Below are 19,700 nucleotides of genomic sequence, written 5' to 3'. Positions count from 1 at the left end.
GGTTCCCTGCCACTAGCTGCTACGGGGCGAGCAGCACTGCTTCCACACGCCTGTTGGCCTCACGGCCCTCCGGGATAAGGTTGCTGGCGATCGGGGCCAGATAACCGGCACCGGCGACGTCAATGCGCCCCCCATCGGCCTTGTAGGCCTCAATCATCCGCTCCCTTACCGACTGCGCCCGGCGCTCGGAAATGCCGGCATTCTGCTGCTGGGAGCCGACCATGTCGGTATGGCCTACCAGCAGCAGCCGGTATTGCGGATTGGCGGCCAGAAAGCCCGCCAGCTGCTTCAGGCTGCTATACTGCCCCTCCCGCAGCCGGGTGGAGCCGCTTTCGAACACCAGATCGGGCAGCACTGCGTGGCCGCGGACCTCCAGCACCTTGGCCAGCTCTACCGGACGCACCGGGGCCGGCGCCTCTGCGGCGGGCTTAACCTCTGGTGTTGCCGCATCAGGCGGCTGCACGGTGATCATTTGCACATAGGCCGTGCCGCCTGCCCGCGACACCAGGATCGAGACCGCCTGATCGCCCTTGGCTGCCGACAGGAAGTGATAACGGGAGATATCCACCATCATGTCCGGCGCAGGCACCACCTCGATCCCGAAACGGAAGCCGAAGCCGCCGCAATCCCGTGCCGCGCAATCGAACACAACCTCATAGCCCTGCGCCAGCAGCTGCTCCCGCATCGGCGCCAGGATCTCCAGTACCGTGCTGCCACCCTCCAACCGCCAGGTTCGGCGCAAGATCCGGCCCTCGAACCTCTGCGACGGCACCTCATCCGAGGCCTCAGAGCCCACCGGAAGCTGGTAAACACCCAGCGCCGTGGCCCTTTCGGAAACCCCGGCCGCCCCGGAAGGCAGGGTCATCTCCACCGCCCCGGCCCCCGCCGCCAGCAGCACCGCCGCGGCGAAGCCAGCCAAAGCAATCAGGCGCGTTAGCGGCACTGGCTGTGGTATTCCGGATTGGGCACCATGGCCGTCGCGCTGGCCACCCGGTTCGACATGTTGAAAAAGCCGGTGACGTTGGCGATGTCCCAGATATCCCGGTCGCTGAAACCGGCAGCGCGCAGGCCCTGGCGGTCCGCCTCTTCGATCTCCGCGCTGGCCGTGGTCATCTTGGCGGCAAAATCCAGCATCGCCCGCTGCCGTGCATCCAGCGGCGCCACCCGGTAGTTCATCACCAGCATCTCGCCCAGCTGCGGATCGCCCGACAGCTGCCGCACCGCCGCGCCATGCGCCACCAGGCAATAGAAACAGCGGTTGATCGAGGAGACCACCACCGCGATCATCTCCCGCTCCAGCTTGCTGAGACCACTGTCCGCCAGCATCAGGTCGTTGTACATGCCGGTAAAGGCATTCAGCTTATCAATGTCGAACGCATTGGCTTTCAGCACATTGGGCACCATACCCAGCTTTTCCTGGCAGATGTCGAAATACTTCTGCGTCTCCGGTGGCAGCGGGTCCGCCATCGGCAGGTCAAGGGCTGTGGGCTGGGTCTGATCAGTCATCGCGGTCAATCGCCTTCCTTCAAAATCCGGTAGTGGTACTGTCCGGTGCAATCCATCCCGAGGGAAGCATAAAGCCCGTTTGCGCCTTCATTACGTTTCGTACAGAGCACCGCCAGCTCGCTGGCGCCGTTTTCCAGCGCCCAGAACGCGGCCTGGCGCATCATCCAGCCGCCCATGCCGGCCCGGCGCTGATGCGGCAGAATCTCCAGCGCATGCACCATCGCCACCCCGTCATGAACAGCCACAAAGCCTGCGCCCGCGGGTTTGTCCCTGTGGCGTCCCAGCAGCCCTGTCTTGGGCCCCTGCACCCGCTGCATCACCGCCAGACGCTCCGGTCCGATGCCCGCCTGCTCCCAGATCTCGCGCTGGATCGCCAGCGGCTCCCAGACGCAAAAAGCGGTGACGCGCGGCACCGGAGAATCCGTCAGCCGTTCCGCCGGGCAGGTCCACAAATTGACCGGATCCTTCACCGCATAGCCGCGGGCCTCCAGCAGCGCGTCCAGATCCGCCTCGCCGTCGCGGATCATGAACAAACTGTCCTGCCCCACGGCGCGCATCGCCTCTTCCGCCGCTGCGATCTGCGCTTCTGTAACCGGGCCGGAGACCGTTGCCGCCGACACCCGGCTGCCGCCGCCCTGCCCCTCTCGCAGGGTCACGGGGCCAAGCGCGCGCACCGAGGCGGGCGGCCAGGTCGCCTCTGTCACAGCGTAATACCGGGGGTCGGTGGTCACTGCTCCAGCTCCTTTGCCAGCTCAGTCATTGCCGCATCGATCCGTGCGCCGTCGGTGCCGCGGATCACCACGTTGGCGCCGAACACGCCGTCCTTTTGAAACGGGTAGCAGCCGACCGACAAATCCTCATAACCCTCAGCCAGCAGACGCAGCGGCCCTGCAATCTCGCCCTCGCCGCGCATCACCCGCAGGGTCTGCGACAGCATCGGCTGACCGCCGGTAAGCTTTGGGATCACACTGGCCACCATCGCCTGAAAGATCATCGGCACACCGGCCATCACATGCACATTGCCAAGGGTGAACCCCGGCGCCGCAGAGACCGGATTGTCGATCAGCTCAGCGCCATCCGGAATCCGCGCCATGCGCAGCCGGGCCTCGTTCATTTCCAGCCCTTGCGTGTCGTAATGCGCCTGCAGGATCGCGCGGGCATCGTCGCGCACGTCCAGATGCGCGCCAAAGGCCTTTGCGATGCAGTCGGCAGTGATGTCATCATGGGTTGGCCCGATGCCGCCGCTGGTGAAGACATGATCATAGACCCCGGCCAGCGCCTTGACCGCGGTGATAATCGCCGCCTTATCATCGCTGACGATGCGGACTTCCTTCAGGTCGATGCCATGCTTGGCCAGTTCACCGGCCAGGTAATGCATGTTGGCATCGCGAGTGCGGCCCGACAGGATTTCATCTCCGATCACCAGCATGGCAGCCGTCGGATTGGCCATGGTTGTCCTCCCTTGATACCTCGTCTTCGCAGGTATAGGCCCGTTGTCATGCGCTTTGAAACCCCTCTGATCCCCGCCGTGCTGATCCGCCGCTACAAACGCTTCCTCGCCGATTGCCGGCTGGAGGACGGGCAGGAGGTCACAGCCCATTGCGCCAACCCCGGCAGCATGATGGGGCTGGCGGAGCCGGGCATGAAAATCTGGCTGGAGCCCAACGACGATCCGAAGAAAAAGCTGAAATACGGCTGGCGGCTGGTGGAGCATGAGGGCGGCCACTTTACCGGCGTCGACACCTCGGTCCCGAACCGTGCCCTGCGCGCCGCGCTGGAAAACGGGGACGTCGCGGAGCTTGCGGCCTACAAATCCGTGCGTGCAGAAGTGAAATACGGTGAGAACAGCCGCATCGACTTTCTGCTGAGCCAGGACGGCCTGCCGGATTGCTATGTCGAGGTGAAAAGCGTGACGCTCTCGCGCCAGCCGGGGCTGGCGGAGTTCCCCGACAGCGTCACCGCACGCGGCACTAAGCACTTGGGCGAACTGGCAAACATGGCGGCACAGGGCCACCGGGCTGTGATGCTGTATCTGGTGCAGCGCACCGATTGCGATCGGTTCCGGCTGGCCGCGGATATCGACCCGGCCTATGCAGATGCCTTTGCCAGCGCTCACGCCGCGGGGGTAGAGCGGCTGGTATTGGGCACGAAGATCTCACCTGCGGGGGTTGAGGCAGGCGCCCCCATCGCCGCCGCGGAGTAACGGCGAGGGGGCCGGCACAGCCGGTCAGGCGGCCTTGCTGGCCTCGTCCTTCTGCGCGTCCGGTTCGGCGTGCACGATGGTGCGGGTCGGGAACGGAATATCGACCCCGGCCGCGTCCAGCGCCTCTTTCACCTTGCGCTTCATGTCGGCCTGATACTGGAAGTACTCGGCGGCATCGACCCAGACGCGCACCAGGAAATCAACCGAACTGCTGTTTAGTGCATTAACCTGAATGAACGGCTCCGGATCGCTGTGCGAGCGGCTGTCGCTCATGATGGTTTCGCGGATCACCCGCTCCGCCACCGCCAGATCGGCGCCATAGCCGACGCCAAACGTCCACTCGGCGCGGCGGGTATCGAAGGAAGAGTAATTGGTAATGGTGTTGCCCCAAACCTCGGAGTTGGGAATGATCACCTTCAGATTGCTGAGGCTGGCAATAACCGTGTTGTTCAGGTTGATGTCCTTGACCGTGCCCATCTCGCCGTCCACTTCGATGAAATCGCCCAGCTTGAAGGGGCGGAACAGGATCAGCATCACGCCCGCGGCAACGTTCGACAGCGCCCCCTGCATGGCCAAGCCGATCGCCAGGCCGGCAGCACCGATGGCTGCGATGATCGAGGTCGTCTGGACACCAAAGGTGTTCAGGACAAACAGCACCGCAAAGGCTAGAATTGTATAGCGTGCCAGATTTCCCAGAAAGTGAAACAGGGTAACGTCAAGGCTCGCATGGGTATCGCCCAGGGCCACAATCCGGCGCTTGACCCAGTTTGCCACGATGAATCCCGCCAGCAGGATGACAACTGCGGCAACAACGCTGCCCAGCAGCTCGGCCAGGAACTCCAGCGTCACCAGGTCGGACAGTGACTTTCCATCGTAAATCTCGGTCTCCATCAGGCTGTTGATACTCTCCATACCGCCGTGTCTCTCCATGTTACCGCAATTTCTCCTAGGCGGTACAACGCTGTGCGGCGGAAAAAGTTCCCGGATGCCACCCCCGCCCCCTCTGGCCCTTTTGCCGCGAACCCCTTACATAGCTACGCAAAGACATCCGATGGAGCTCCGCCTGATGAGATCGAAAGACGGCCGCACAACCAAGGACGGCATCCGCATTCATGAGCCCGGCGATTTTGCCGGCATGCACAAGGCGGGGGCGCTTGCCGCGCGCATTCTGGATGACATCGCGGCCCATGTGGTTCCCGGTCAAACCACCGGCGAACTGGACCGCCTGATCACCCGGATGGTTGAGGACGCGGGCGCCACCTCGGCGACTATCGGATACAAAGGGTATCAGCACGCCAGCTGCATCTCGGTAAACCACGTGGTCTGCCACGGCATTCCCGGCGACAAGAAGCTGAAGGATGGCGATATCCTGAACATCGACGTGACCGTGATTGTCGACGGCTGGTTCGGCGACACCTCGCGGATGTTCGTGGCGGGCAAACTCAGCCGCAAGGCGGAGCGGCTGATCCAGGTCACCCATGATTCGCTGATGAAGGGGATCGAGGCGGTGAAGCCCGGCAATACCTTCGGCGACATCGGCCACGCAATCCAGACCTATGCCGAAAGCCAGCGGATGAGCGTGGTGCGCGACTTCTGCGGCCACGGCCTGGGCCAGGTGTTCCATGCCCCGCCCAACGTGCTGCACTATGGCCGCCCCGGCACCGGCCCGGTGCTGGAGGAAGGCATGTTCTTTACCATCGAGCCTATGATCAACCTGGGCCGCCCGGAAACCAAGATCCTGGCCGACGAGTGGACCGCCGTGACCCGTGACAAGTCGCTGTCGGCGCAGTTCGAGCATTCGATCGGGGTAACTGCTGACGGGGCGGAGATTTTCACCCTGTCTCCGGCCGGGAAATTCCACCCGACCTACGGGTAAGCCGGTAAGGCACAGGCGAGGGCCAGCCCCCGCACCCCCCGGATATTTTCAGCCAGATGAAGGACGGATCCTGTCAGGAGCCGGCGCCGTCCTGACCCTCCGCGTCCTGCATCCGCCACAAGGCGAGCAGCAGGGTGCCATCTCCGAATGGCGTCACTGCATCTTGTATGAACAGTGGGGGCCGGGCAGGTTCCGGTTTGGGTTTTGTCCCGGCTTCGGCCTTGGTCACAGGCGGCAGGAACGGCGTACTCAGTGTCTGTTCCATGCCCGGAACAGTAGCACATCCGCCTCAGATCGACAAAAGCGCGGGCACCTCAGCCATATCGCGGAACACCTCCGCTCCCAGCGCCGCAAGCTTCCGGCCGCCTCCGTGCGGCGCGTGACCGAGACAGCGCATCCCCGCACGCACCGCGGCGGTGACGCCGCTGCCGCTGTCCTCGATCACAAGGCAGTCGCGCGCCTGCACGCCGAAGTGGCTGGCCGCGGCCAGGAACAGCCCCGGCTCCGGCTTGGCCACGCCCAGCGAATGGGCCGAAAACATCGCCTGCGGATGGAACCGGTCCCACAGGCCGTTCTGGCCCAGGGTGATGCGCATCTTCTCCTCGCTGCCGTTAGAGGCGACGCAGACCGGGATGTCCTTGGCATCAAGCCGCGCCAGCAGCTGCGGAATGCCCGGTGTCAGCGGCACCCCCTGCTTCAACCGCGCATAGGTCTCGGCGTAGACTTCGCGGGTCCAGTCCTCCGGCAGGTCCGCCCCCAGGTTGCGGGCCTTTTCCATGACACCGGCCATGGTGCCGCCAACAAAATACGCCATCGACTGCTCCATGGTCAGCTCCAGCCCGTGCCGGGCCAAATTTTCGATCAGCGCCTGATTGGAGGCCGGCTCGCTGTCGACCAGCACGCCGTCGCAATCAAAGATCACCAGTTTCGGGGTTGGAAATGTTTTGGGCATCAAAAGCGCCTTTGCCGGAATAAACCTGTTCTGGGCCACAGGTTTATTCGGCAATCAGGCCCCCGGCAAACAGGACACCGCGGTTTTTCGCCGGCTCGATCACAAACCAGGCCGGATCTGAAAAAGGCGGAAACAAAAAATGCAGGGGAGGCCCCTGCATTCAATTCTTGCAACGGTCTGGCTAAACTCAGAACTTGCAGCGCTTTTTCTTGGCCAGAGCAACCAGCACTTCATGGCGCTTGTTTGCCGCGTTCATGGCCTCGTTTGCGTTGGAGTAATTGCCGATAACCGCCGGCCAGAACAGGATCGCCGCCGCCACATTGGCGCCGGATGCGGTCTTGCCTTTCTTGGCCTCGGCGCGGATCTCGTCCAGCTGGCCCATCTGGGTCTTGATCTCGTCGCAGGTCAGCGAGGCATCGTCGATGTTGTTGGTGGTCACAACCTCAGGAGACACGCAGCCGGCCAGGAACAGCGAACCAGCGGCCAGCAGGCCAAGGAATTTTCCAGTTTTCATATGAAACCCTCTGAAACCGCCAGAATTGACGGAAGTTTGATTGAAATCACGGGGCTGTTACATCCCTAGGAATGATTGCGCAAATAGAAAATCAATTATTTGGGGAAAGCGCCCGTCTGGCTCCGGACCTGTTTTACTGCCGCCACATCAGCGAAATATGGGTATCGCCGTATTTGCGGCTGTCGTGCAGCTCGAATCCTTCCGGGGCGGCCATCGGCGCGCTTTCCTCCCAGACCACCAAAGCGTCCTCCGCCACCCAGCCGCCAGATACGGCAGCGGCAAGGGCCTTCTCCCCCAGGCCCTTGCCGTAGGGCGGATCGAGGAAGATCAGATCGAACGGCGCCCCCGGGTTTTGTCCCAGCTTCAGCGCATCGCGGCGTATCAGGGTGCAGCGGTCCCCGGCCCGGCAGATGCTTATATTCTTGCGGATCAAACCGGTGGAGACGCGGCCGTCATCGACGAATACCACCTCTGCTGCGCCGCGCGACAGCGCCTCAAGCCCCAGCGCGCCGGTGCCCGCGAACAGGTCCAGAACCCGGGCGCCGGGGATGGCGCCGGTGTGCATCAGCACATTGAACAGGCTTTCGCGCACACGGTCGGTGGTGGGGCGCAGGTGCGCGCCCGCATCCCCCTTTCCCACCGCGGCCAGTGCCCGGCCGCGGAACTCCCCTGCGATGATCCTCACGCCTTCAGCAGCGGCTTCAGATCGGCAGAGGGATCGGCAACCACGGTCTTGTCCGCGGTCTTGCCCATGTCGATAAGCCGCTTGGCCACCATATAGGCGCGCGGATCGTTCATCGCGTCGACCGCGACCAGCCGGTCGCCGGCAAAATACCAGAACGAGACCTGCCGGCCGTCGCCCTGGCGGGTGACCACGTTGTCATAGCCGGTGTTGAGGCCCGCGATCTGCAGCTTGACGTCGTATTGATCCGACCAGAACCACGGCGTCGCGATGTAGTCCTTTTCCGACCCCAGCATGTTCTGCGCCACAACCTCGGCCTGGTCGATAGCGTTGGGCACGCTTTCCAGACGGATGCGGTTGCCCTGGAACGGGAAGGAGGCGCAATCGCCCGCCGCCCAGATGGACGCAACCGAGGTGCGCCCTTGCGCGTCCACCTTGATGCCGTTGTCCAGCTCCAGACCGGCCATCTCCGCCAGTTGCGAACACGGGGTGATGCCGACGCCCACAACGACAAAATCCACCTCCAGCACCTCGCCGCCGCTCAGCACCGCGCGGGCCACCTTGCCGCCCTCACCTTCCAGCCGCTCCAGGCCGGTGCTCTCGCGGATATCGACACCATGAGAGGTGTGAAGCTCGCGGAAGAAGTCCGACGTTTGCGGCGCTGCGACGCGCTGCAGGATGCGGTCTGCCATCTCGAGCAGGGTGACCTGCACTCCGCGCTTGGCGCAGACCGCAGCCGCCTCCAGCCCGATGTAGCCGCCGCCGACGATCAGCGCGCGCTTGCCTTCGGTCACATGCGGCGCCATCGCATCGACGTCCGTCAGGCCCCGCACCACAAAGACGCCGTCCAGATCGCCGCCGATCGCCGCCGGCAGGCGGCGCGGGTCGGAGCCGGTGGTCAGCGCCAGCTGGTCATAGGCGATCACCTCATCCCCCAGCGAAACGGTCTTGGCCGCCGGATCAATGGCGGTGACCCGCTGGCCCAGCTTCAGGGTGATGTTGTTGTCGGCATAAAAGCTCTCGGGGCGCAGGAACAGCCGCTCCACTTCCATCTCGCCCAGCAGATAGGCTTTGGACAGCGGCGGGCGCTGATAGGGCAGCGCTGCTTCCGCGCCGATCAGGGTAATCTCCCCCTCGAACCCGTCTTTGCGCAGCTTTGCCACCAGCGAGGCCCCCGCCTGCCCCGCTCCAATCACGACGATGTGGGACATCTCTGCTTGCCTCCCGCAATAGTTCCCGTCACGCTTCCAACGGACCCTATATACCGGGGGCCCCAAAACGCAATCATGAGAAAGAGGAACGTGCGATGATTTCTGTTGGAGACCAGCTGCCCGACGCCGTGCTGACGCGGATCGGAGACGACGGGCCGGAGCAAGTTCAGCTGTCAAGCAAGCTGAAGGGGCGGAAAGTGGTGATCTTTGCGGTTCCCGGCGCCTTTACCAGCACCTGCCATTCCGCTCATGTGCCCAGCTTTATCCGCACCAAGGACCAGTTTGCCGCCAAAGGCGTCGATGAAATCATCTGCCTGGCCGGCAATGACCCGTTCGTGATGTCGATCTGGGGCGACAACACCGGCGCCACCGATGCCGGGATCACCATGCTGTCGGACGCCGAGTGCACCTTTACCGAGGCGGTCGGCATGCGCTTCGATGCGCCTCCCGCCGGCTTGATCGGCCGCTCTCTGCGCTATGCGATGCTGGTGGAAGATGGCGAAGTGAAGATCCTCAACAAGGAAGAAAACCCCGGCCAGTGCGAGCTTTCAGCAGGCGAAGGCTTGCTGGAGTCGATGGGCTGAGGGCTGGATTTCTGCGGCTGCCAGTGCTGGCGGCCGCAGCTGCAAACCCTTAACAATTCTTGAAAAATCAGGTCAGCACCTCTGCCGCAATGTTTCGCGCGCGAAACATTTGGACAGGGCTGCTGACCTTTTCTGTCATATCCCGCAGCTCAGGTCTGCGGCTCGCCGTAAAGACCGTCCATCTTGCGCGCCAGCTTGGCATCCTGAGAGCTGATGCCGTCCACGTCGTGCGTGGTCAGCACCACCGTCACCCGGTTGTAGACATTGCTCCATTCCGGATGGTGGTTCCATTTCTCCGCCCAGATCGCTGCGCGGGTCATCCAGCCGAAGGCATCGGCGAAATTGCTGAACTTGAAGGTCTTGGTGATGGCATCACGGCCGTCCACCATCTCCCAGCCAGTGGCGAACAGCGGCTCCAGCAGCGGGCCGCGGGTGGCGTCGGACAGTTTCTCCGTCATTCTTGCTCCTCCACATGCGCTTTGCGGAACGGGCCGTACTCGGTCAGGATTTCGATTTCTTCCTCGGTGGCGGCCCGCTCAGCCTCGAGGTAGCGTCCGACGGCCCCGGCAAACCCGGGATCGCCGATCCAGTGCAAGCTATAGGTCTGGCACGGCAAATAGCCGCGCGCCAGCTTGTGCTCACCCTGCGCGCCGGCTTCGATCCGGTCAAGCCCCAAGGCAATGGCCAATTCTATGGCCTGATAGTAGCACAGTTCAAAATGCAGGCACGGGTGGTTCTCGACACAGCCCCAGTAGCGCCCGTACAGAGAGTCCCGGCCTATGAAGTTCAGCGCCCCTGCCACATAGCGCCCATTCCGCCACGCCAGAATCAGCGCAATGTCCTGCGCCAGCGTGCGGTGCGCGATGTCAAAGAACTGCCGGGTCAGATAGGGAGATCCCCATTTGCGCGCGCCGGTATCCTGGTAGAACTCCCAGAATGCCTCCCAATGCTCGGGCCGCAGGCTGCCGCCCTGAAAGACCTGGATTTCGCCGCCAAAGCACTGAGCTTGCATCCGCTCCTTGCGGATGTTCTTGCGCTTGCGCGACGACAGCGCCCGCATGAAGCCCTCAAAATCGCTGTACCCCTGGTTTTGCCAATGGAACTGCTGGGTGGTGCGGAGCATCAGCCCCATTTCCTCGCCCAGCCGCGCCTCATCCGCGGTGCAGAAGGTCACGTGCAGCGACGACAGGCTGTTGTCCGCCGCCAGCTGCACCGCGCCCTGCAGCAGCGCCGAATGGCCGATGCCGTCAAAGCCGGGGCGCACCAGGAAACGCCGCCCGGTCACCGGCGTGAAGGGCACCGCGATCTGCAGCTTGGGGTAATAATGCCCGCCCGCCTGCTCATAGGCATGCGCCCAGTTGTGGTCAAAGATGTACTCGCCCTGGCTGTGCCCCTTGGCGTAAAGCGGCGCGCAGGCGATCAGGCGGCCGTCCTGATACGCAGTCAGGTACTGCGGCTGCCAGCCGGTGCCCGGCCCGACCGAACCGCTGTCCTCCAGCGCACTCAGGAACCGGTGGGTGGTAAAAGGGTCGTAAGGACGGCCCCCGTCCGCCACTTCCGGACAGGCGCAGGCATCCCACTCCGCCGCCGCGACCTGCGACAGCGACGACAGCACCCTGATTTCGATTTGCGCCTGGGACATGCCTTTCCTCCGCACCACTTCACAGATGTGGGGTGCCCCCCAGCCTGATCAAGATGTTAGCGGCGGCAGGTACTGTTCAAAGGTCACATTGTCGGCAAAGGCGCGGGCCGCGGCCGCTTCTGCTGGCGAGGTCACGGTCCAGCACAGAACCGGAACCCCCTGGTTGCGCAGCGCCTGCACACGCGGCCGGGCCAGATCGCCGGCTTCGTGGCTGATAAAGCTGGATCCGGTGCGTTCAAAGTCCGGGATCGCGCGCAGGTCATCGCACACCGCCCTGGCCAGCTCCGGCCAGTCCGCCGGATCGTAGGCGCTGGTGGTCAGCCCGCGCGGAAGCTCCGGCGCCAGGCGGGCCAGTTCCGCGACCGAATGCGGGTTGAAGGACATCAGCGCCACCGGGCCGCCGTAGCCGGCCAGCGCCTTGGCAACGGCCTGTTCAAGCACACCGTCAGTGACGCCCATCCGGCCGTGCTGATCCTTCAGCTCAATCAGCAGCGGCACCTGGCCGGCCACCAGCTCCAGCACTTCGCCCAGTTCCGGAATGACCTCGCCATCGCCGCCCTTCAGCGGGATGGCGCGCAGCTCCTCGCGGCTGCGCGACCGGACCGGACCGGTGGCCTCAGCCAGCCGGTCCAGGCTCTCGTCGTGAAAAGCCATCGCGCAACCGTCGCTGGACAGCTGCAGGTCGATTTCAATCCCGTAACCCGCGGCCAGCGCCGCGCGGATTGCCGCGCGGCTGTTCTCCGGGCGCCCGTCGGCGGCATCATGCAAGGCCCGATGGGCCAGCGGCACGCTCAGAAAGGCTGCAGGCAGGCCGGGTCTCATTTGATCTGGAAGACGCCGTCGATTTCGACCGCAACGCCCAGCGGCAGCGAGGGCGAGCTGACGGCAGAGCGCGCGTGGCGGCCGATCTCACCCAGCGCTTCGACCAGGAAGTCGGAGGCGCCGTTCACCACCTGCGGCTGCTGGGTAAAGTCCGCGGTCGAACTGACAAAGGCCCCCAGTTTGACGACACGGACCAGCCGGTCCAGATCGCCGCCGCAAGCTGCCTTCAGCTGCGCCAGCAGCGCAATAGCGCAGCGCTTGGCCGCGGCCTGCCCGGCCTCGACATCCATGTCTTTGCCCAGGGTGCCGGTGATCAGCCCGTTTTCATCGGACGGGATCTGGCCGGAGATATAGACCATGTCGCCCGCGACCACATACGGCACATAGTTGGCGGCCGGTGCCGGCGCGTCAGGCAGGGTCACCCCCAGCTCTTTCAGTTTCGCTTCGATGCTCATGGCCGAGTTCCTCCGAGTCTTTGCTGGCCGGGACGCTACCCGGCGCGGCGGCTTTCGAAAAGAGCAAATGCGAAGCCCCCGCGCGCCTTTCCGCCCCTTGGCCGCAGCAGTGGAGGGAAGCCGGTGTCATGCAGGGAAACCGGCCATGAAAAACCGGTTTCCCTTGGCCGGTCTCCGCGCCGGTTTCCGGGGCGCCTTCAGCTTTCGCGGAAGGCTTTGACGAAGTAATCGGACAGCGGCTTGATCAGATAGGCCAGCGGCGAGCGGTCGGCGGTGCGGATGTAGCTTTCCACCGGCATCCCCGGGATCAGCACCGTGCCGGCAGGCAAGCGGCCGCGCTCACCGGGATTGAGCTCAATCTCGGCGCGGTAATAGGACGCCCCGCTGCCCTGATCCTCAAACGCATCCGCCGAGACCTGGGTGACGTGGCCGAACAGTTCCGGCGTACTGCGCTGATCCAGGGCGGAAAAGCGCAGGGTCACTTCCTGGCCTGTATGCAGCTGGTCGATATCGGTCGGCGCCACCTGCGCCGCAATCACCAGCGGCCGGTCCTGCGGCACCAGATACAGCACCGGATCGGCAGGCCGTATCACCGAGCGCGGCGTCTGAACCTGCAGCCCGTAGACGATCCCCGACACTGGCGCGGTGATATCAAGCCGCTCCAGCCGCTGCCGCAGCGACCGGCGGGTTTCGGCCAGCTCAACCTCCTGCGAGCGCAGGTCCCGCAGCCGGGTGATCGCCTCTTCGCGCTGCCCGGTGGCCAGTTTCAGGATCTCAATGTCGATTTCGGTGATCCGCCCCTCGGCCTGCGCCTCCGCGGCCACCAGCTCGCCCAGCTGGCCCTCCAGATTGGCCAGGGTGCGGCGCAGGTTCAGCACCGTCGCTGCCTGCGCAAGGCCGCGGTCCAGCAGCGACTGCTGGTTGCTCAGTTCCTCGTCGATCAGTTCCAGCTGAACCTTCATGGACTGCTGCTGCGCCTGGATGCCGCGGATCTGCTCTTCGATCTGGACCCGGCGCTTCTCCAGCTGCTCGATCTCGCGGGCAGTGGTGGCCCTGCGGGCCTGGAACAGGCGCTGCTGGCCCTCCACCAGATCCTTAACATCCGGCTGGGTTTCAACCGCTTTCAGCAGTTCAGGATCGAAAGTGATTTCTTCAGCCTCGTCCCGCTCCGCCTCCAGCCGGCCGCGGCGCGCCATCAGCTCAAACAGCTGGCCTTCGGTGATCACCAGCTGCGAGGTCAGCTCATTGGCGTCCAGCCGGATCAGGGTGTCGCCCTCCTGCACGGTGTCGCCTTCATCCACCAGGATTTCCGCGACGATGCCGCCGTCCAGATGCTGCACAACCTGGCGGTTGCGGTCGACCTCGATCCGGCCGGAGGCAACCACCGCACCGGAAATCGACGACAGCACCGACCAGGAGCCAAAGCCACCCACCAGCACCACAAGCGCGATCAGTCCGATAATCAGCGGACGCCGCGCGGACCAGGTGCCATCGCCGCTCATCGCACGCCTCCCGCGCTGGTGGCCTGGCGGATGTTCTGATGATTGGCGACCATTTCCTGCAGCACCTTGTCCTTGGGCCCGAAGGCGGTCTGAGTCCCTTTGTCGATCACCAGCAGCATATCACACTCCTGGATCGCAGCCGGGCGGTGCGCCATGATCAGCACCGAGCGCCCCTCCGCCTTGATTTGCTTGATCGCCTGGTTGAGCGCGATCGAGCCTTCGTTGTCGAGGTTGGAGTTCGGCTCGTCGAGGATCACGATCACCGGATCGTCAAACAGCGCCCGGGCCAGGCCGACCCGCTGCATCTGGCCGCCCGACAGCCGTCCGCCGGAGGCATTCACCCGCGTGTCATAGCCTTCGGGAAGCTTCAGGATCATTTCATGCGCAGCGGCCTTGCGGGCGGCTTCCACCACCTTTTCGGCATCCGGCCGCTGGTTCAGGCGGGCAATGTTCTGGGCAATGGTGCCGTCAAAGACCTGCACCCGCTGCGGCAGATAGCCGATATGCCCGCCCAGCACGTCCGGCGCGTATTGATCCAGCGACGCGCCATCGAGCCGCACCGAGCCGGCAGCAGGCCGCCAGACGCCGGTGAGCGACCGCGCCAACGTCGACTTGCCGGATCCGGAGGGGCCGATCACGCCGATCGCCTGGCCTGGTTGCACCCGGAAATTCACATTGCGCAGCAGCGGCGCATTGCTACCCGGCGGCACCACCGCCAGCCCCTGCACCTCCAGCAGCGCCTTGGGCTTGGGCAGCGCGGTGCGCAGATCCTCTTCCGGCACCTTGTCCAGCAGCTCCGCCAGGCTGTGCCAGCCCTTAAGCGCCCGCTGCACCAGCGGCCATTGCCCCAGTCCCAGCTCAATCGGCGCCAGGGCGCGGCCCATCAGGATGGAGCCCGCAATCATCGCCCCCGGCGTCACCTCGCCCTGCAGCACCAGATAGGCGCCCAGCCCCAGCATGGCCGACTGCAGGAACAGCCGCAGCGTCTTTGTCAGCGTGGTGAAGCCGCCGCCGGTGTCATTGGCCGTGACGCTGTCCGCCAGCGCCGCGTCGCGGGCCTGTTTCCAGCGCTCGAAGGAGGCCCCGCGCATGCCCATCGACTGGATCATCTCCGCCTCGTTGCGGATTTCCTCGGACATCAGGTTGGCCTTGTGGCCGGTCATGTTCGCCTTCTGCATCGGCAGCCGGGTGAACAGCTGGTTGAAGACGGCAATGATCACCAGCACCGCCCCGCCCCCCAGCGCCAAGAGGCCCAGCCAGGGATGGAACAGGGCAATGCCCGCCAGGAAAACCGGCGTCCACGGAAGGTCGAATGCAGCCGTCAGCACCGGCGAGGAGATCAGCCGCTGCACCGATTCCAGATCGCTGAGGCCGGTTTGCGCGGCCGGGTCCTGCGCCACTGCCGAGCGGCGGATCATCGCGTCGAACACCCGTTTGTCCAGCGCCGCCTGGAACCGCGCGCCCACCCGCGCCATGATCCGGCCGCGGGCATAGTCCAATAGCCCCATCATGCCGTAGAGGAAGACCACCAGCAGCGACAGCGCCAGCAGTGTCGCCTCCGAGCGGCTGCCCAGCACCCGGTCATAGACCTGCATCATATACAGGGGCCCGGTGAGCATCAGCAGGTTCACGAAGAAACTGAAAATGCCAGTGAACCAGTAGAGGTCCCGGCTCTGCCGCCGCACGGCACGCAGTTCCTCATAGCCATTCTTATAAACACTTTTACTCATGGGCAGACTGCACTAGTGGTTCCTTAGCTTCGGGTCAGGGCTGGGTTGCATCATGTCCTCGGTTGTATCAGTTGTGACACAAGCAGGTAAAAAAATGCAATCAGACTGGAAAACGGCGGGAGAACCCTTATTTGCCCTCCGAACGCGCCGGCGCCAGTATTAATTGGACACTTAACCGAATGCCCTACATGTTGCGACCGCATAAATTTCTGTTTGCGCTGATTTTTGCCGCCTTCGCTGCAGGCTGCGCCACCCAGGATCCAGTCGCCCGGGCCTCCGGGGAAGTGTTCGACCCTTACGAGAAGACCAACCGCACCGTTCACGCGTTCAACCGCGGCGTCGACCGTCTGGCGTTCCGGCCCGCCTCCAAAAGCTATGTGGCGATCGTGCCCGCGCCGATGGTGACCAGCTTCTCGCATTTCGCCGAGAACCTGTCGATGCCGGGGCAGATGGTCAACGCGCTGCTGCAGGGCGATCTGAAGCTGGCGGGCAATGCGTTCTCGCGCTTCGTGATCAACTCGACGGTGGGCTTTGCGGGCCTGGCCGATCCGGCCAGCGAGTTCAATGTGCCGCCGGTCGATACCGATTTCGGCGAGACGCTGCACGTTTGGGGCGTTGGTGAGGGCGCCTATGTCGAACTGCCGTTCTTTGGCCCCTCCACCTCCCGCGATGCGGCGGGGATTGCGGTGGATTTCTTCACCAACCCGCTGGGGTATGTCGAGCAGAATACTGCCGACAATATCAGCATTTATGCGGAGATCGTGCGCCGCATGGGTGATCGTGGCAACTATTCCGACACGATCGATTCGATTCTCTACGAGAGCGCCGACAGCTATGCGCAATCGCGCCTGATCTATCTGCAGAACCGCCGGTTCGAGCTGGGCGAAGGCGAAGAGATACAGGAAATCGACCCGTTCGAACTGAACACCGAAGGATTCTGAAGATGGACCGCCGCAATTTCATGATAGGTGCCGGCGCCGTGCTGGCCACGGCGCCGCAAGCCCTGTGGGCGCTGAACGAAAGCAGCGCCAGCACGCTGATCAACAGCTTGGTCACCGACATCAACCGGGTGATCGCCTCCGGCAAGGGCGAGAGCGCGATGTACCGCGACTTTGAGCGGATTTTTCAGCGCTACAGCGACACTTCCTATATCGCCGCCTACGCTCTGGGCGCGGACGGGCGCCGGGCGTCCTCCGCCCAGAAACGGGCGTTCTCCAAGGCCTTCCAGGGCTACATCTCGCGCAAATACGGCAAGCGCTTCCGCGAATTCATCGGCGGCAAGCTGGAGGTGCGGGGCGTCAAGAAGGTGAAGAAATGGTATGAGGTGAGCACCATCGCCTACCTCAGGGGTCAGTCGCCGTTTGAGGTGACCTTCCTGGTGTCGGACCGCTCCGGCCGGGATCTGTTCTTCAACATGTTCATCGAGGGTGTGAACCTGCTGCTGACCGAACGCACCGAGATCGGCGCAATCCTCGACAGCAAGCGGGGCGACATCGACGCCCTGATTGCAGAGCTGAAACGGCTGAGCTGACGCGGCCCCGCCGCTGGACTTGAAAAAGGCTCCCTGCGGGGAGCCTTTTTTGTTGCGCTTGCTGTACCGGTCCACACCCAGCGGAGCACACCCGCCCGCCGCTGCAGCATCAAAGTCGCTTGGCTCCCTTTGGGGCCGGAGCCGGGCGGGAGCGCCTCGGGCCAGCGGCCTGTCAGTTGCCCAGGATGTCGCGCAGGATGTTGTCGACCGCCCGGCCCAGCTCCTTGCCCAGGTTCGGGCCCTGGCGGCGGCGGCGCTCGCGCCGGGTCTGTTGCGGCGGCGGGGCGATCGGGGCGGGTTCCAGCATCGGCAGCGGCTTGGGCTCCAGCCCCTCGTGCACGCGCACCATGGTTTCCTTCCAGATCTCGGCCGGCAGGCCGCCGCCGGTCACACCGGACAGCGGCGTGTTGTCGTCATAGCCCATCCAGACACCAGCCACGTAATCCGCGGTGAAGCCGATGAACCAGGCATCCTTGGCCGCCGAAGTTGTGCCGGACTTGCCCGCCGCCTGCCAGCCCGGGATCTGCGCCCGCTGGCCGGTGCCGCCGGCAATCACCTTTTCCATCATCCAGACCAGCTGCTGCGCCGCCTCGGTGCGGATCACCCGCTCGCCGATGCCGCCGCTGGCGCCCATCAGCGCGTTGCTGTCCTCGACCAGCTTCAGCTCGGTCACCCCGTAGGGCGTCACCGAGGAGCCGCCGTTGAGGATGCCGGCATAGGCCCCGGTCATCTCCAGCAGGCTGCTTTCCGAGGCGCCAAGCGCCAGCGCAGGCCCTGCGGCCAGGTCGCTGTCGATGCCGAAATCCCGGGCGACCCGGCTCACCTTGTCGCGGCCCACGGCCTCGGAGATCTTGACTGCGGGCACGTTCAGGGAATCCCGCAGCGCCCGCGCCAGTGTTACCTCACCGTAGAACTTGCGGGTGTAGTTGTCCGGGCACCACTGGCCGGAACCGGGAATGTTCAGGCAGTATTTCGCGTCCAGCACCCGGTCATAAGGCGAGTAGCCCAGTTCCAGCGCGGTCGCATAGACAAAGGGCTTGAAGGCCGACCCGGTCTGCCGCTTGGCCTGCGTAGCGCGGTTGAACACGCCCGAAACCCGGGTCTTGCGGCCGCCCACCATGGCGCGCACCGCGCCATCGGCGCTCATCACCACAATTGCCGCCTGTGCCTTGGAGCCCTTGCGCACCTTATTCTCGAACACGTGCTTCAGCGCTTCTTCAGCCGCCGTTTGCAGGCGCTGGTCCAGCGTCGAGCGGATCACCACGTCCTCGGTTGTCTGATCGCCCAGGAAGTCCGGGATGGTGTCCATCACCCAATCGGCAAAGTAGCCGCCTGCCCGTGCTGCCGCGGCCTCGCTCAGCCCAGCCGGGTTGTTCTGGTTCTTCTGCATCTCGGCAGTGGTCAGATAGCCCTGCTCCTGCATCAGCCGCAGCACGGTGGCGGCCCGGTCCTGAGAGCGCTGCAGGTTATTGGTGGGCGCCAGCGTGGACGGCGCGGTCAGCAGACCGGCCAGCATTGCACCTTCCGCCGGATTCAGCTGGTTGGCCGACTTGCCGAAATAACGCTGCGCCGCGGCCTCAGCCCCATAGGCGCCGCCGCCCATATAGGCGCGGTTCATATAAATCGAGAGGATCTCGTCCTTGGTGTATTTGGCCTCCAGCGCCAGGGCAAACACCGCTTCGGTCGCCTTGCGCCACAGCGAGCTTTTGCGGCAGTCGGCCTCATAGGCGCTTTCACTCTTCCATTCGGCCGGGTCGTACTCACGGCCCAGGCACAAGAGCTTGGCAGTCTGCTGGGTGATGGTGGAGCCGCCATGGCCGGACAGCGGGCCGCGGCCTTCGCTTAGGTTGATCCGCACGGCGCTGGCGATGCCGCGCGGCGAAATGCCGAAATGGCGGTAAAACCGCTTGTCTTCGGTCGCGACAATCGCGTTCTTCAAATGCGGCGAGACGGTATCCGCCGTCACCACACCGCCGAATTGGTCGCCGCGCCAGGCAAAAACCTCGCCCTCGCGGTCCAGCAGCGTGACCGATCCCCGCGCCCGCCCGTCCAGATAGGCGGAGACGTCCGGCAGCTTGACGTACTGAAAGGCCACCGCCAGGCCGACCAGCAGGCAGACCACCATGCCAATGCGCCAGGTAAAGCCCCAAGCCAGCCGGAACGCCCAGGCAAAGGGCGCCAGCAGCAGGCCGATGACCCCGCGCTTTCTGGGCGCGGGCCTGGCGCGCGTCTTTTTGCGGGCGAACAGGCCGAACAGCCCGGGCTTCTTTGTCTTGCGCACGGGTTTCTTGCGCGCAGTTTTTTTCGCGGCAGAGGGCTTCCCCTTGCCGCCCGCGGTATAGCGTTTTTCTGCCACCAGAGGCTTGCGCCCGGATCCTTGAGCCATCGTCATTTCCTGCCCGGTTTGCCCGTTTGCCGCGACAATACTCTGCCTGCCGCGGTTTGTAGAGGGGCAGAATCCGGACCTTTCCCCTTTTGCCAGATGGCCGG

At 64.3% G+C, this 19,700-nt stretch carries 22 protein-coding genes; 5 read left to right on the top strand and 17 right to left on the bottom strand.

All coding sequences use genetic code 11. The annotated features are described in order from the left end of the window. Positions 1 to 19 precede the first annotated feature (19 nt). The 4 genes from ACTRWG_RS06555 to ACTRWG_RS06540 are packed head-to-tail and all read right to left on the bottom strand — an operon-like array spanning position 20 to position 2,956. Positions 20 to 943, bottom strand: a complete 924-nt coding sequence (locus tag ACTRWG_RS06555; RefSeq protein ID WP_462829120.1) for an OmpA family protein — start codon at positions 941 to 943, stop codon at positions 20 to 22. Then, positions 934 to 1,506 carry a peroxidase-related enzyme gene (locus ACTRWG_RS06550; protein WP_027235409.1) on the bottom strand — a complete coding sequence of 191 codons (573 nt, stop codon included), beginning with the start codon at positions 1,504 to 1,506 and terminating at the stop codon, positions 934 to 936. Before ACTRWG_RS06550 ends, ACTRWG_RS06555 begins: the two co-directional genes overlap by 10 nt. Before the next feature lie 5 nt (positions 1,507 to 1,511). After that, positions 1,512 to 2,237, bottom strand: coding sequence for a GNAT family N-acetyltransferase (locus ACTRWG_RS06545; protein WP_027235410.1), 726 nt, complete (start codon positions 2,235 to 2,237; stop codon positions 1,512 to 1,514). Then, entirely contained in the window at positions 2,234 to 2,956 is a 723-nt protein-coding gene (locus ACTRWG_RS06540) for a competence/damage-inducible protein A (protein WP_027235411.1), read from the bottom strand. Before ACTRWG_RS06540 ends, ACTRWG_RS06545 begins: the two co-directional genes overlap by 4 nt. Before the next feature lie 48 nt (positions 2,957 to 3,004). On the opposite strand from ACTRWG_RS06540, the gene sfsA reads away from it, so the two are divergent. Next, entirely contained in the window at positions 3,005 to 3,709 is a 705-nt protein-coding gene (gene sfsA, locus ACTRWG_RS06535; RefSeq protein WP_027235412.1) for a DNA/RNA nuclease SfsA, read from the top strand. Between the two features lie 24 nt (positions 3,710 to 3,733). Here sfsA and ACTRWG_RS06530 read toward each other — a convergent pair whose 3' ends face one another. Next, on the bottom strand, positions 3,734 to 4,621 hold the full coding sequence (locus ACTRWG_RS06530; protein WP_027235413.1) for a mechanosensitive ion channel family protein: 888 nt from the start codon (positions 4,619 to 4,621) through the stop codon (positions 3,734 to 3,736). Between the two features lie 154 nt (positions 4,622 to 4,775). On the opposite strand from ACTRWG_RS06530, the gene map reads away from it, so the two are divergent. Beyond that, positions 4,776 to 5,585: a type I methionyl aminopeptidase gene (map, locus tag ACTRWG_RS06525; protein WP_027235414.1), complete on the top strand. Its 810-nt coding sequence runs from the start codon at positions 4,776 to 4,778 to the stop codon at positions 5,583 to 5,585. 73 nt (positions 5,586 to 5,658) lie between these two features. Here the strand turns inward: map and ACTRWG_RS06520 are convergent, their stop codons facing one another. The 5 genes from ACTRWG_RS06520 to ACTRWG_RS06500 form a co-directional block, all read right to left on the bottom strand. Continuing rightward, complete coding sequence (locus tag ACTRWG_RS06520) at positions 5,659 to 5,850, bottom strand: hypothetical protein (RefSeq protein WP_027235415.1); 192 nt, start codon at positions 5,848 to 5,850, stop codon at positions 5,659 to 5,661. A gap of 24 nt (positions 5,851 to 5,874) precedes the next feature. Next, positions 5,875 to 6,537, bottom strand: a complete 663-nt coding sequence (locus ACTRWG_RS06515; protein ID WP_027235416.1) for an HAD family hydrolase — start codon at positions 6,535 to 6,537, stop codon at positions 5,875 to 5,877. A 187-nt stretch (positions 6,538 to 6,724) separates the two neighbouring features. Continuing rightward, positions 6,725 to 7,051, bottom strand: a complete 327-nt coding sequence (locus ACTRWG_RS06510) for a YgdI/YgdR family lipoprotein (protein ID WP_027235417.1) — start codon at positions 7,049 to 7,051, stop codon at positions 6,725 to 6,727. 133 nt (positions 7,052 to 7,184) lie between these two features. Beyond that, complete coding sequence (gene rsmD / locus ACTRWG_RS06505; protein ID WP_027235418.1) at positions 7,185 to 7,736, bottom strand: 16S rRNA (guanine(966)-N(2))-methyltransferase RsmD; 552 nt, start codon at positions 7,734 to 7,736, stop codon at positions 7,185 to 7,187. Then, positions 7,733 to 8,944: an NAD(P)/FAD-dependent oxidoreductase gene (locus tag ACTRWG_RS06500; protein ID WP_027235419.1), complete on the bottom strand. Its 1,212-nt coding sequence runs from the start codon at positions 8,942 to 8,944 to the stop codon at positions 7,733 to 7,735. The genes rsmD and ACTRWG_RS06500 overlap by 4 nt, the downstream gene beginning before the upstream one ends. Positions 8,945 to 9,039: 95 nt before the next feature. Here ACTRWG_RS06500 and ACTRWG_RS06495 point away from each other — a divergent pair, with 95 nt between their 5' ends. Continuing rightward, positions 9,040 to 9,528 (top strand): peroxiredoxin, encoded by a 489-nt coding sequence (locus tag ACTRWG_RS06495; RefSeq protein ID WP_027235420.1) that lies wholly within the window; start codon positions 9,040 to 9,042, stop codon positions 9,526 to 9,528. A gap of 149 nt (positions 9,529 to 9,677) precedes the next feature. Here ACTRWG_RS06495 and ACTRWG_RS06490 read toward each other — a convergent pair whose 3' ends face one another. The 6 genes from ACTRWG_RS06490 to ACTRWG_RS06465 all read right to left on the bottom strand — a co-directional run bounded on the left by ACTRWG_RS06490 (position 9,678) and on the right by ACTRWG_RS06465 (position 15,679). Then, a complete protein-coding gene (locus ACTRWG_RS06490) occupies positions 9,678 to 9,986 on the bottom strand; it encodes a 4a-hydroxytetrahydrobiopterin dehydratase (protein WP_027235421.1) in 309 nt (102 codons plus the stop codon). Next, the gene (locus ACTRWG_RS06485; RefSeq protein WP_462829119.1) at positions 9,983 to 11,170 is read right to left on the bottom strand and encodes a GNAT family N-acetyltransferase; all 1,188 of its coding nucleotides are present in this window, start codon (positions 11,168 to 11,170) and stop codon (positions 9,983 to 9,985) included. Before ACTRWG_RS06485 ends, ACTRWG_RS06490 begins: the two co-directional genes overlap by 4 nt. A 48-nt stretch (positions 11,171 to 11,218) precedes the next feature. After that, positions 11,219 to 11,992, bottom strand: coding sequence for a glycerophosphodiester phosphodiesterase family protein (locus ACTRWG_RS06480; protein WP_462829118.1), 774 nt, complete (start codon positions 11,990 to 11,992; stop codon positions 11,219 to 11,221). Continuing rightward, positions 11,989 to 12,447, bottom strand: a complete 459-nt coding sequence (locus tag ACTRWG_RS06475) for a RidA family protein (protein WP_027235424.1) — start codon at positions 12,445 to 12,447, stop codon at positions 11,989 to 11,991. Before ACTRWG_RS06475 ends, ACTRWG_RS06480 begins: the two co-directional genes overlap by 4 nt. Before the next feature lie 197 nt (positions 12,448 to 12,644). Further along, positions 12,645 to 13,949, bottom strand: a complete 1,305-nt coding sequence (locus tag ACTRWG_RS06470) for an HlyD family type I secretion periplasmic adaptor subunit (protein WP_259958200.1) — start codon at positions 13,947 to 13,949, stop codon at positions 12,645 to 12,647. Beyond that, positions 13,946 to 15,679, bottom strand: coding sequence for a type I secretion system permease/ATPase (locus ACTRWG_RS06465; RefSeq protein ID WP_462829117.1), 1,734 nt, complete (start codon positions 15,677 to 15,679; stop codon positions 13,946 to 13,948). Before ACTRWG_RS06465 ends, ACTRWG_RS06470 begins: the two co-directional genes overlap by 4 nt. Before the next feature lie 188 nt (positions 15,680 to 15,867). Here ACTRWG_RS06465 and ACTRWG_RS06460 point away from each other — a divergent pair, with 188 nt between their 5' ends. After that, a complete protein-coding gene (locus tag ACTRWG_RS06460) occupies positions 15,868 to 16,620 on the top strand; it encodes an MlaA family lipoprotein (RefSeq protein ID WP_245597355.1) in 753 nt (250 codons plus the stop codon). Positions 16,621 to 16,622: 2 nt separating this feature from the next. Next, complete coding sequence (locus ACTRWG_RS06455) at positions 16,623 to 17,210, top strand: MlaC/ttg2D family ABC transporter substrate-binding protein (RefSeq protein ID WP_027235428.1); 588 nt, start codon at positions 16,623 to 16,625, stop codon at positions 17,208 to 17,210. Between the two features lie 172 nt (positions 17,211 to 17,382). Here ACTRWG_RS06455 and ACTRWG_RS06450 read toward each other — a convergent pair whose 3' ends face one another. After that, complete coding sequence (locus ACTRWG_RS06450; protein WP_027235429.1) at positions 17,383 to 19,596, bottom strand: transglycosylase domain-containing protein; 2,214 nt, start codon at positions 19,594 to 19,596, stop codon at positions 17,383 to 17,385. Positions 19,597 to 19,700 lie beyond the last annotated feature (104 nt).

The sequence above is a fragment of the Leisingera sp. G5_S3_59_S7 genome (genome assembly GCF_054968485.1).
The sequence above is the reverse complement of the archived record's forward strand: the minus strand, read 5'-3'. Positions and strand labels throughout refer to the sequence as shown.

What these genes read in the sequence shown, in the direction of transcription:
- ACTRWG_RS06490 (WP_027235421.1), bottom strand. Translation starts at nt 9,986, where the DNA reads ATGACGGAGAAACTGTCCGACGCCACCCGCGGCCCGCTGCTGGAGCCG.
- ACTRWG_RS06480 (WP_462829118.1), bottom strand. Translation starts at nt 11,992, where the DNA reads ATGAGACCCGGCCTGCCTGCAGCCTTTCTGAGCGTGCCGCTGGCCCAT.
- ACTRWG_RS06520 (WP_027235415.1), bottom strand. Translation starts at nt 5,850, where the DNA reads ATGGAACAGACACTGAGTACGCCGTTCCTGCCGCCTGTGACCAAGGCC.
- sfsA (WP_027235412.1), top strand. Translation starts at nt 3,005, where the DNA reads ATGCGCTTTGAAACCCCTCTGATCCCCGCCGTGCTGATCCGCCGCTAC.
- ACTRWG_RS06530 (WP_027235413.1), bottom strand. Translation starts at nt 4,621, where the DNA reads ATGGAGAGTATCAACAGCCTGATGGAGACCGAGATTTACGATGGAAAG.
- ACTRWG_RS06485 (WP_462829119.1), bottom strand. Translation starts at nt 11,170, where the DNA reads ATGTCCCAGGCGCAAATCGAAATCAGGGTGCTGTCGTCGCTGTCGCAG.
- ACTRWG_RS06475 (WP_027235424.1), bottom strand. Translation starts at nt 12,447, where the DNA reads ATGAGCATCGAAGCGAAACTGAAAGAGCTGGGGGTGACCCTGCCTGAC.
- ACTRWG_RS06500 (WP_027235419.1), bottom strand. Translation starts at nt 8,944, where the DNA reads ATGTCCCACATCGTCGTGATTGGAGCGGGGCAGGCGGGGGCCTCGCTG.
- ACTRWG_RS06515 (WP_027235416.1), bottom strand. Translation starts at nt 6,537, where the DNA reads ATGCCCAAAACATTTCCAACCCCGAAACTGGTGATCTTTGATTGCGAC.
- ACTRWG_RS06510 (WP_027235417.1), bottom strand. Translation starts at nt 7,051, where the DNA reads ATGAAAACTGGAAAATTCCTTGGCCTGCTGGCCGCTGGTTCGCTGTTC.
- ACTRWG_RS06450 (WP_027235429.1), bottom strand. Translation starts at nt 19,596, where the DNA reads ATGGCTCAAGGATCCGGGCGCAAGCCTCTGGTGGCAGAAAAACGCTAT.
- ACTRWG_RS06465 (WP_462829117.1), bottom strand. Translation starts at nt 15,679, where the DNA reads ATGAGTAAAAGTGTTTATAAGAATGGCTATGAGGAACTGCGTGCCGTG.
- ACTRWG_RS06455 (WP_027235428.1), top strand. Translation starts at nt 16,623, where the DNA reads ATGGACCGCCGCAATTTCATGATAGGTGCCGGCGCCGTGCTGGCCACG.
- ACTRWG_RS06540 (WP_027235411.1), bottom strand. Translation starts at nt 2,956, where the DNA reads ATGGCCAATCCGACGGCTGCCATGCTGGTGATCGGAGATGAAATCCTG.
- ACTRWG_RS06550 (WP_027235409.1), bottom strand. Translation starts at nt 1,506, where the DNA reads ATGACTGATCAGACCCAGCCCACAGCCCTTGACCTGCCGATGGCGGAC.
- ACTRWG_RS06460 (WP_245597355.1), top strand. Translation starts at nt 15,868, where the DNA reads ATGTTGCGACCGCATAAATTTCTGTTTGCGCTGATTTTTGCCGCCTTC.
- ACTRWG_RS06495 (WP_027235420.1), top strand. Translation starts at nt 9,040, where the DNA reads ATGATTTCTGTTGGAGACCAGCTGCCCGACGCCGTGCTGACGCGGATC.
- map (WP_027235414.1), top strand. Translation starts at nt 4,776, where the DNA reads ATGAGATCGAAAGACGGCCGCACAACCAAGGACGGCATCCGCATTCAT.
- ACTRWG_RS06470 (WP_259958200.1), bottom strand. Translation starts at nt 13,949, where the DNA reads ATGAGCGGCGATGGCACCTGGTCCGCGCGGCGTCCGCTGATTATCGGA.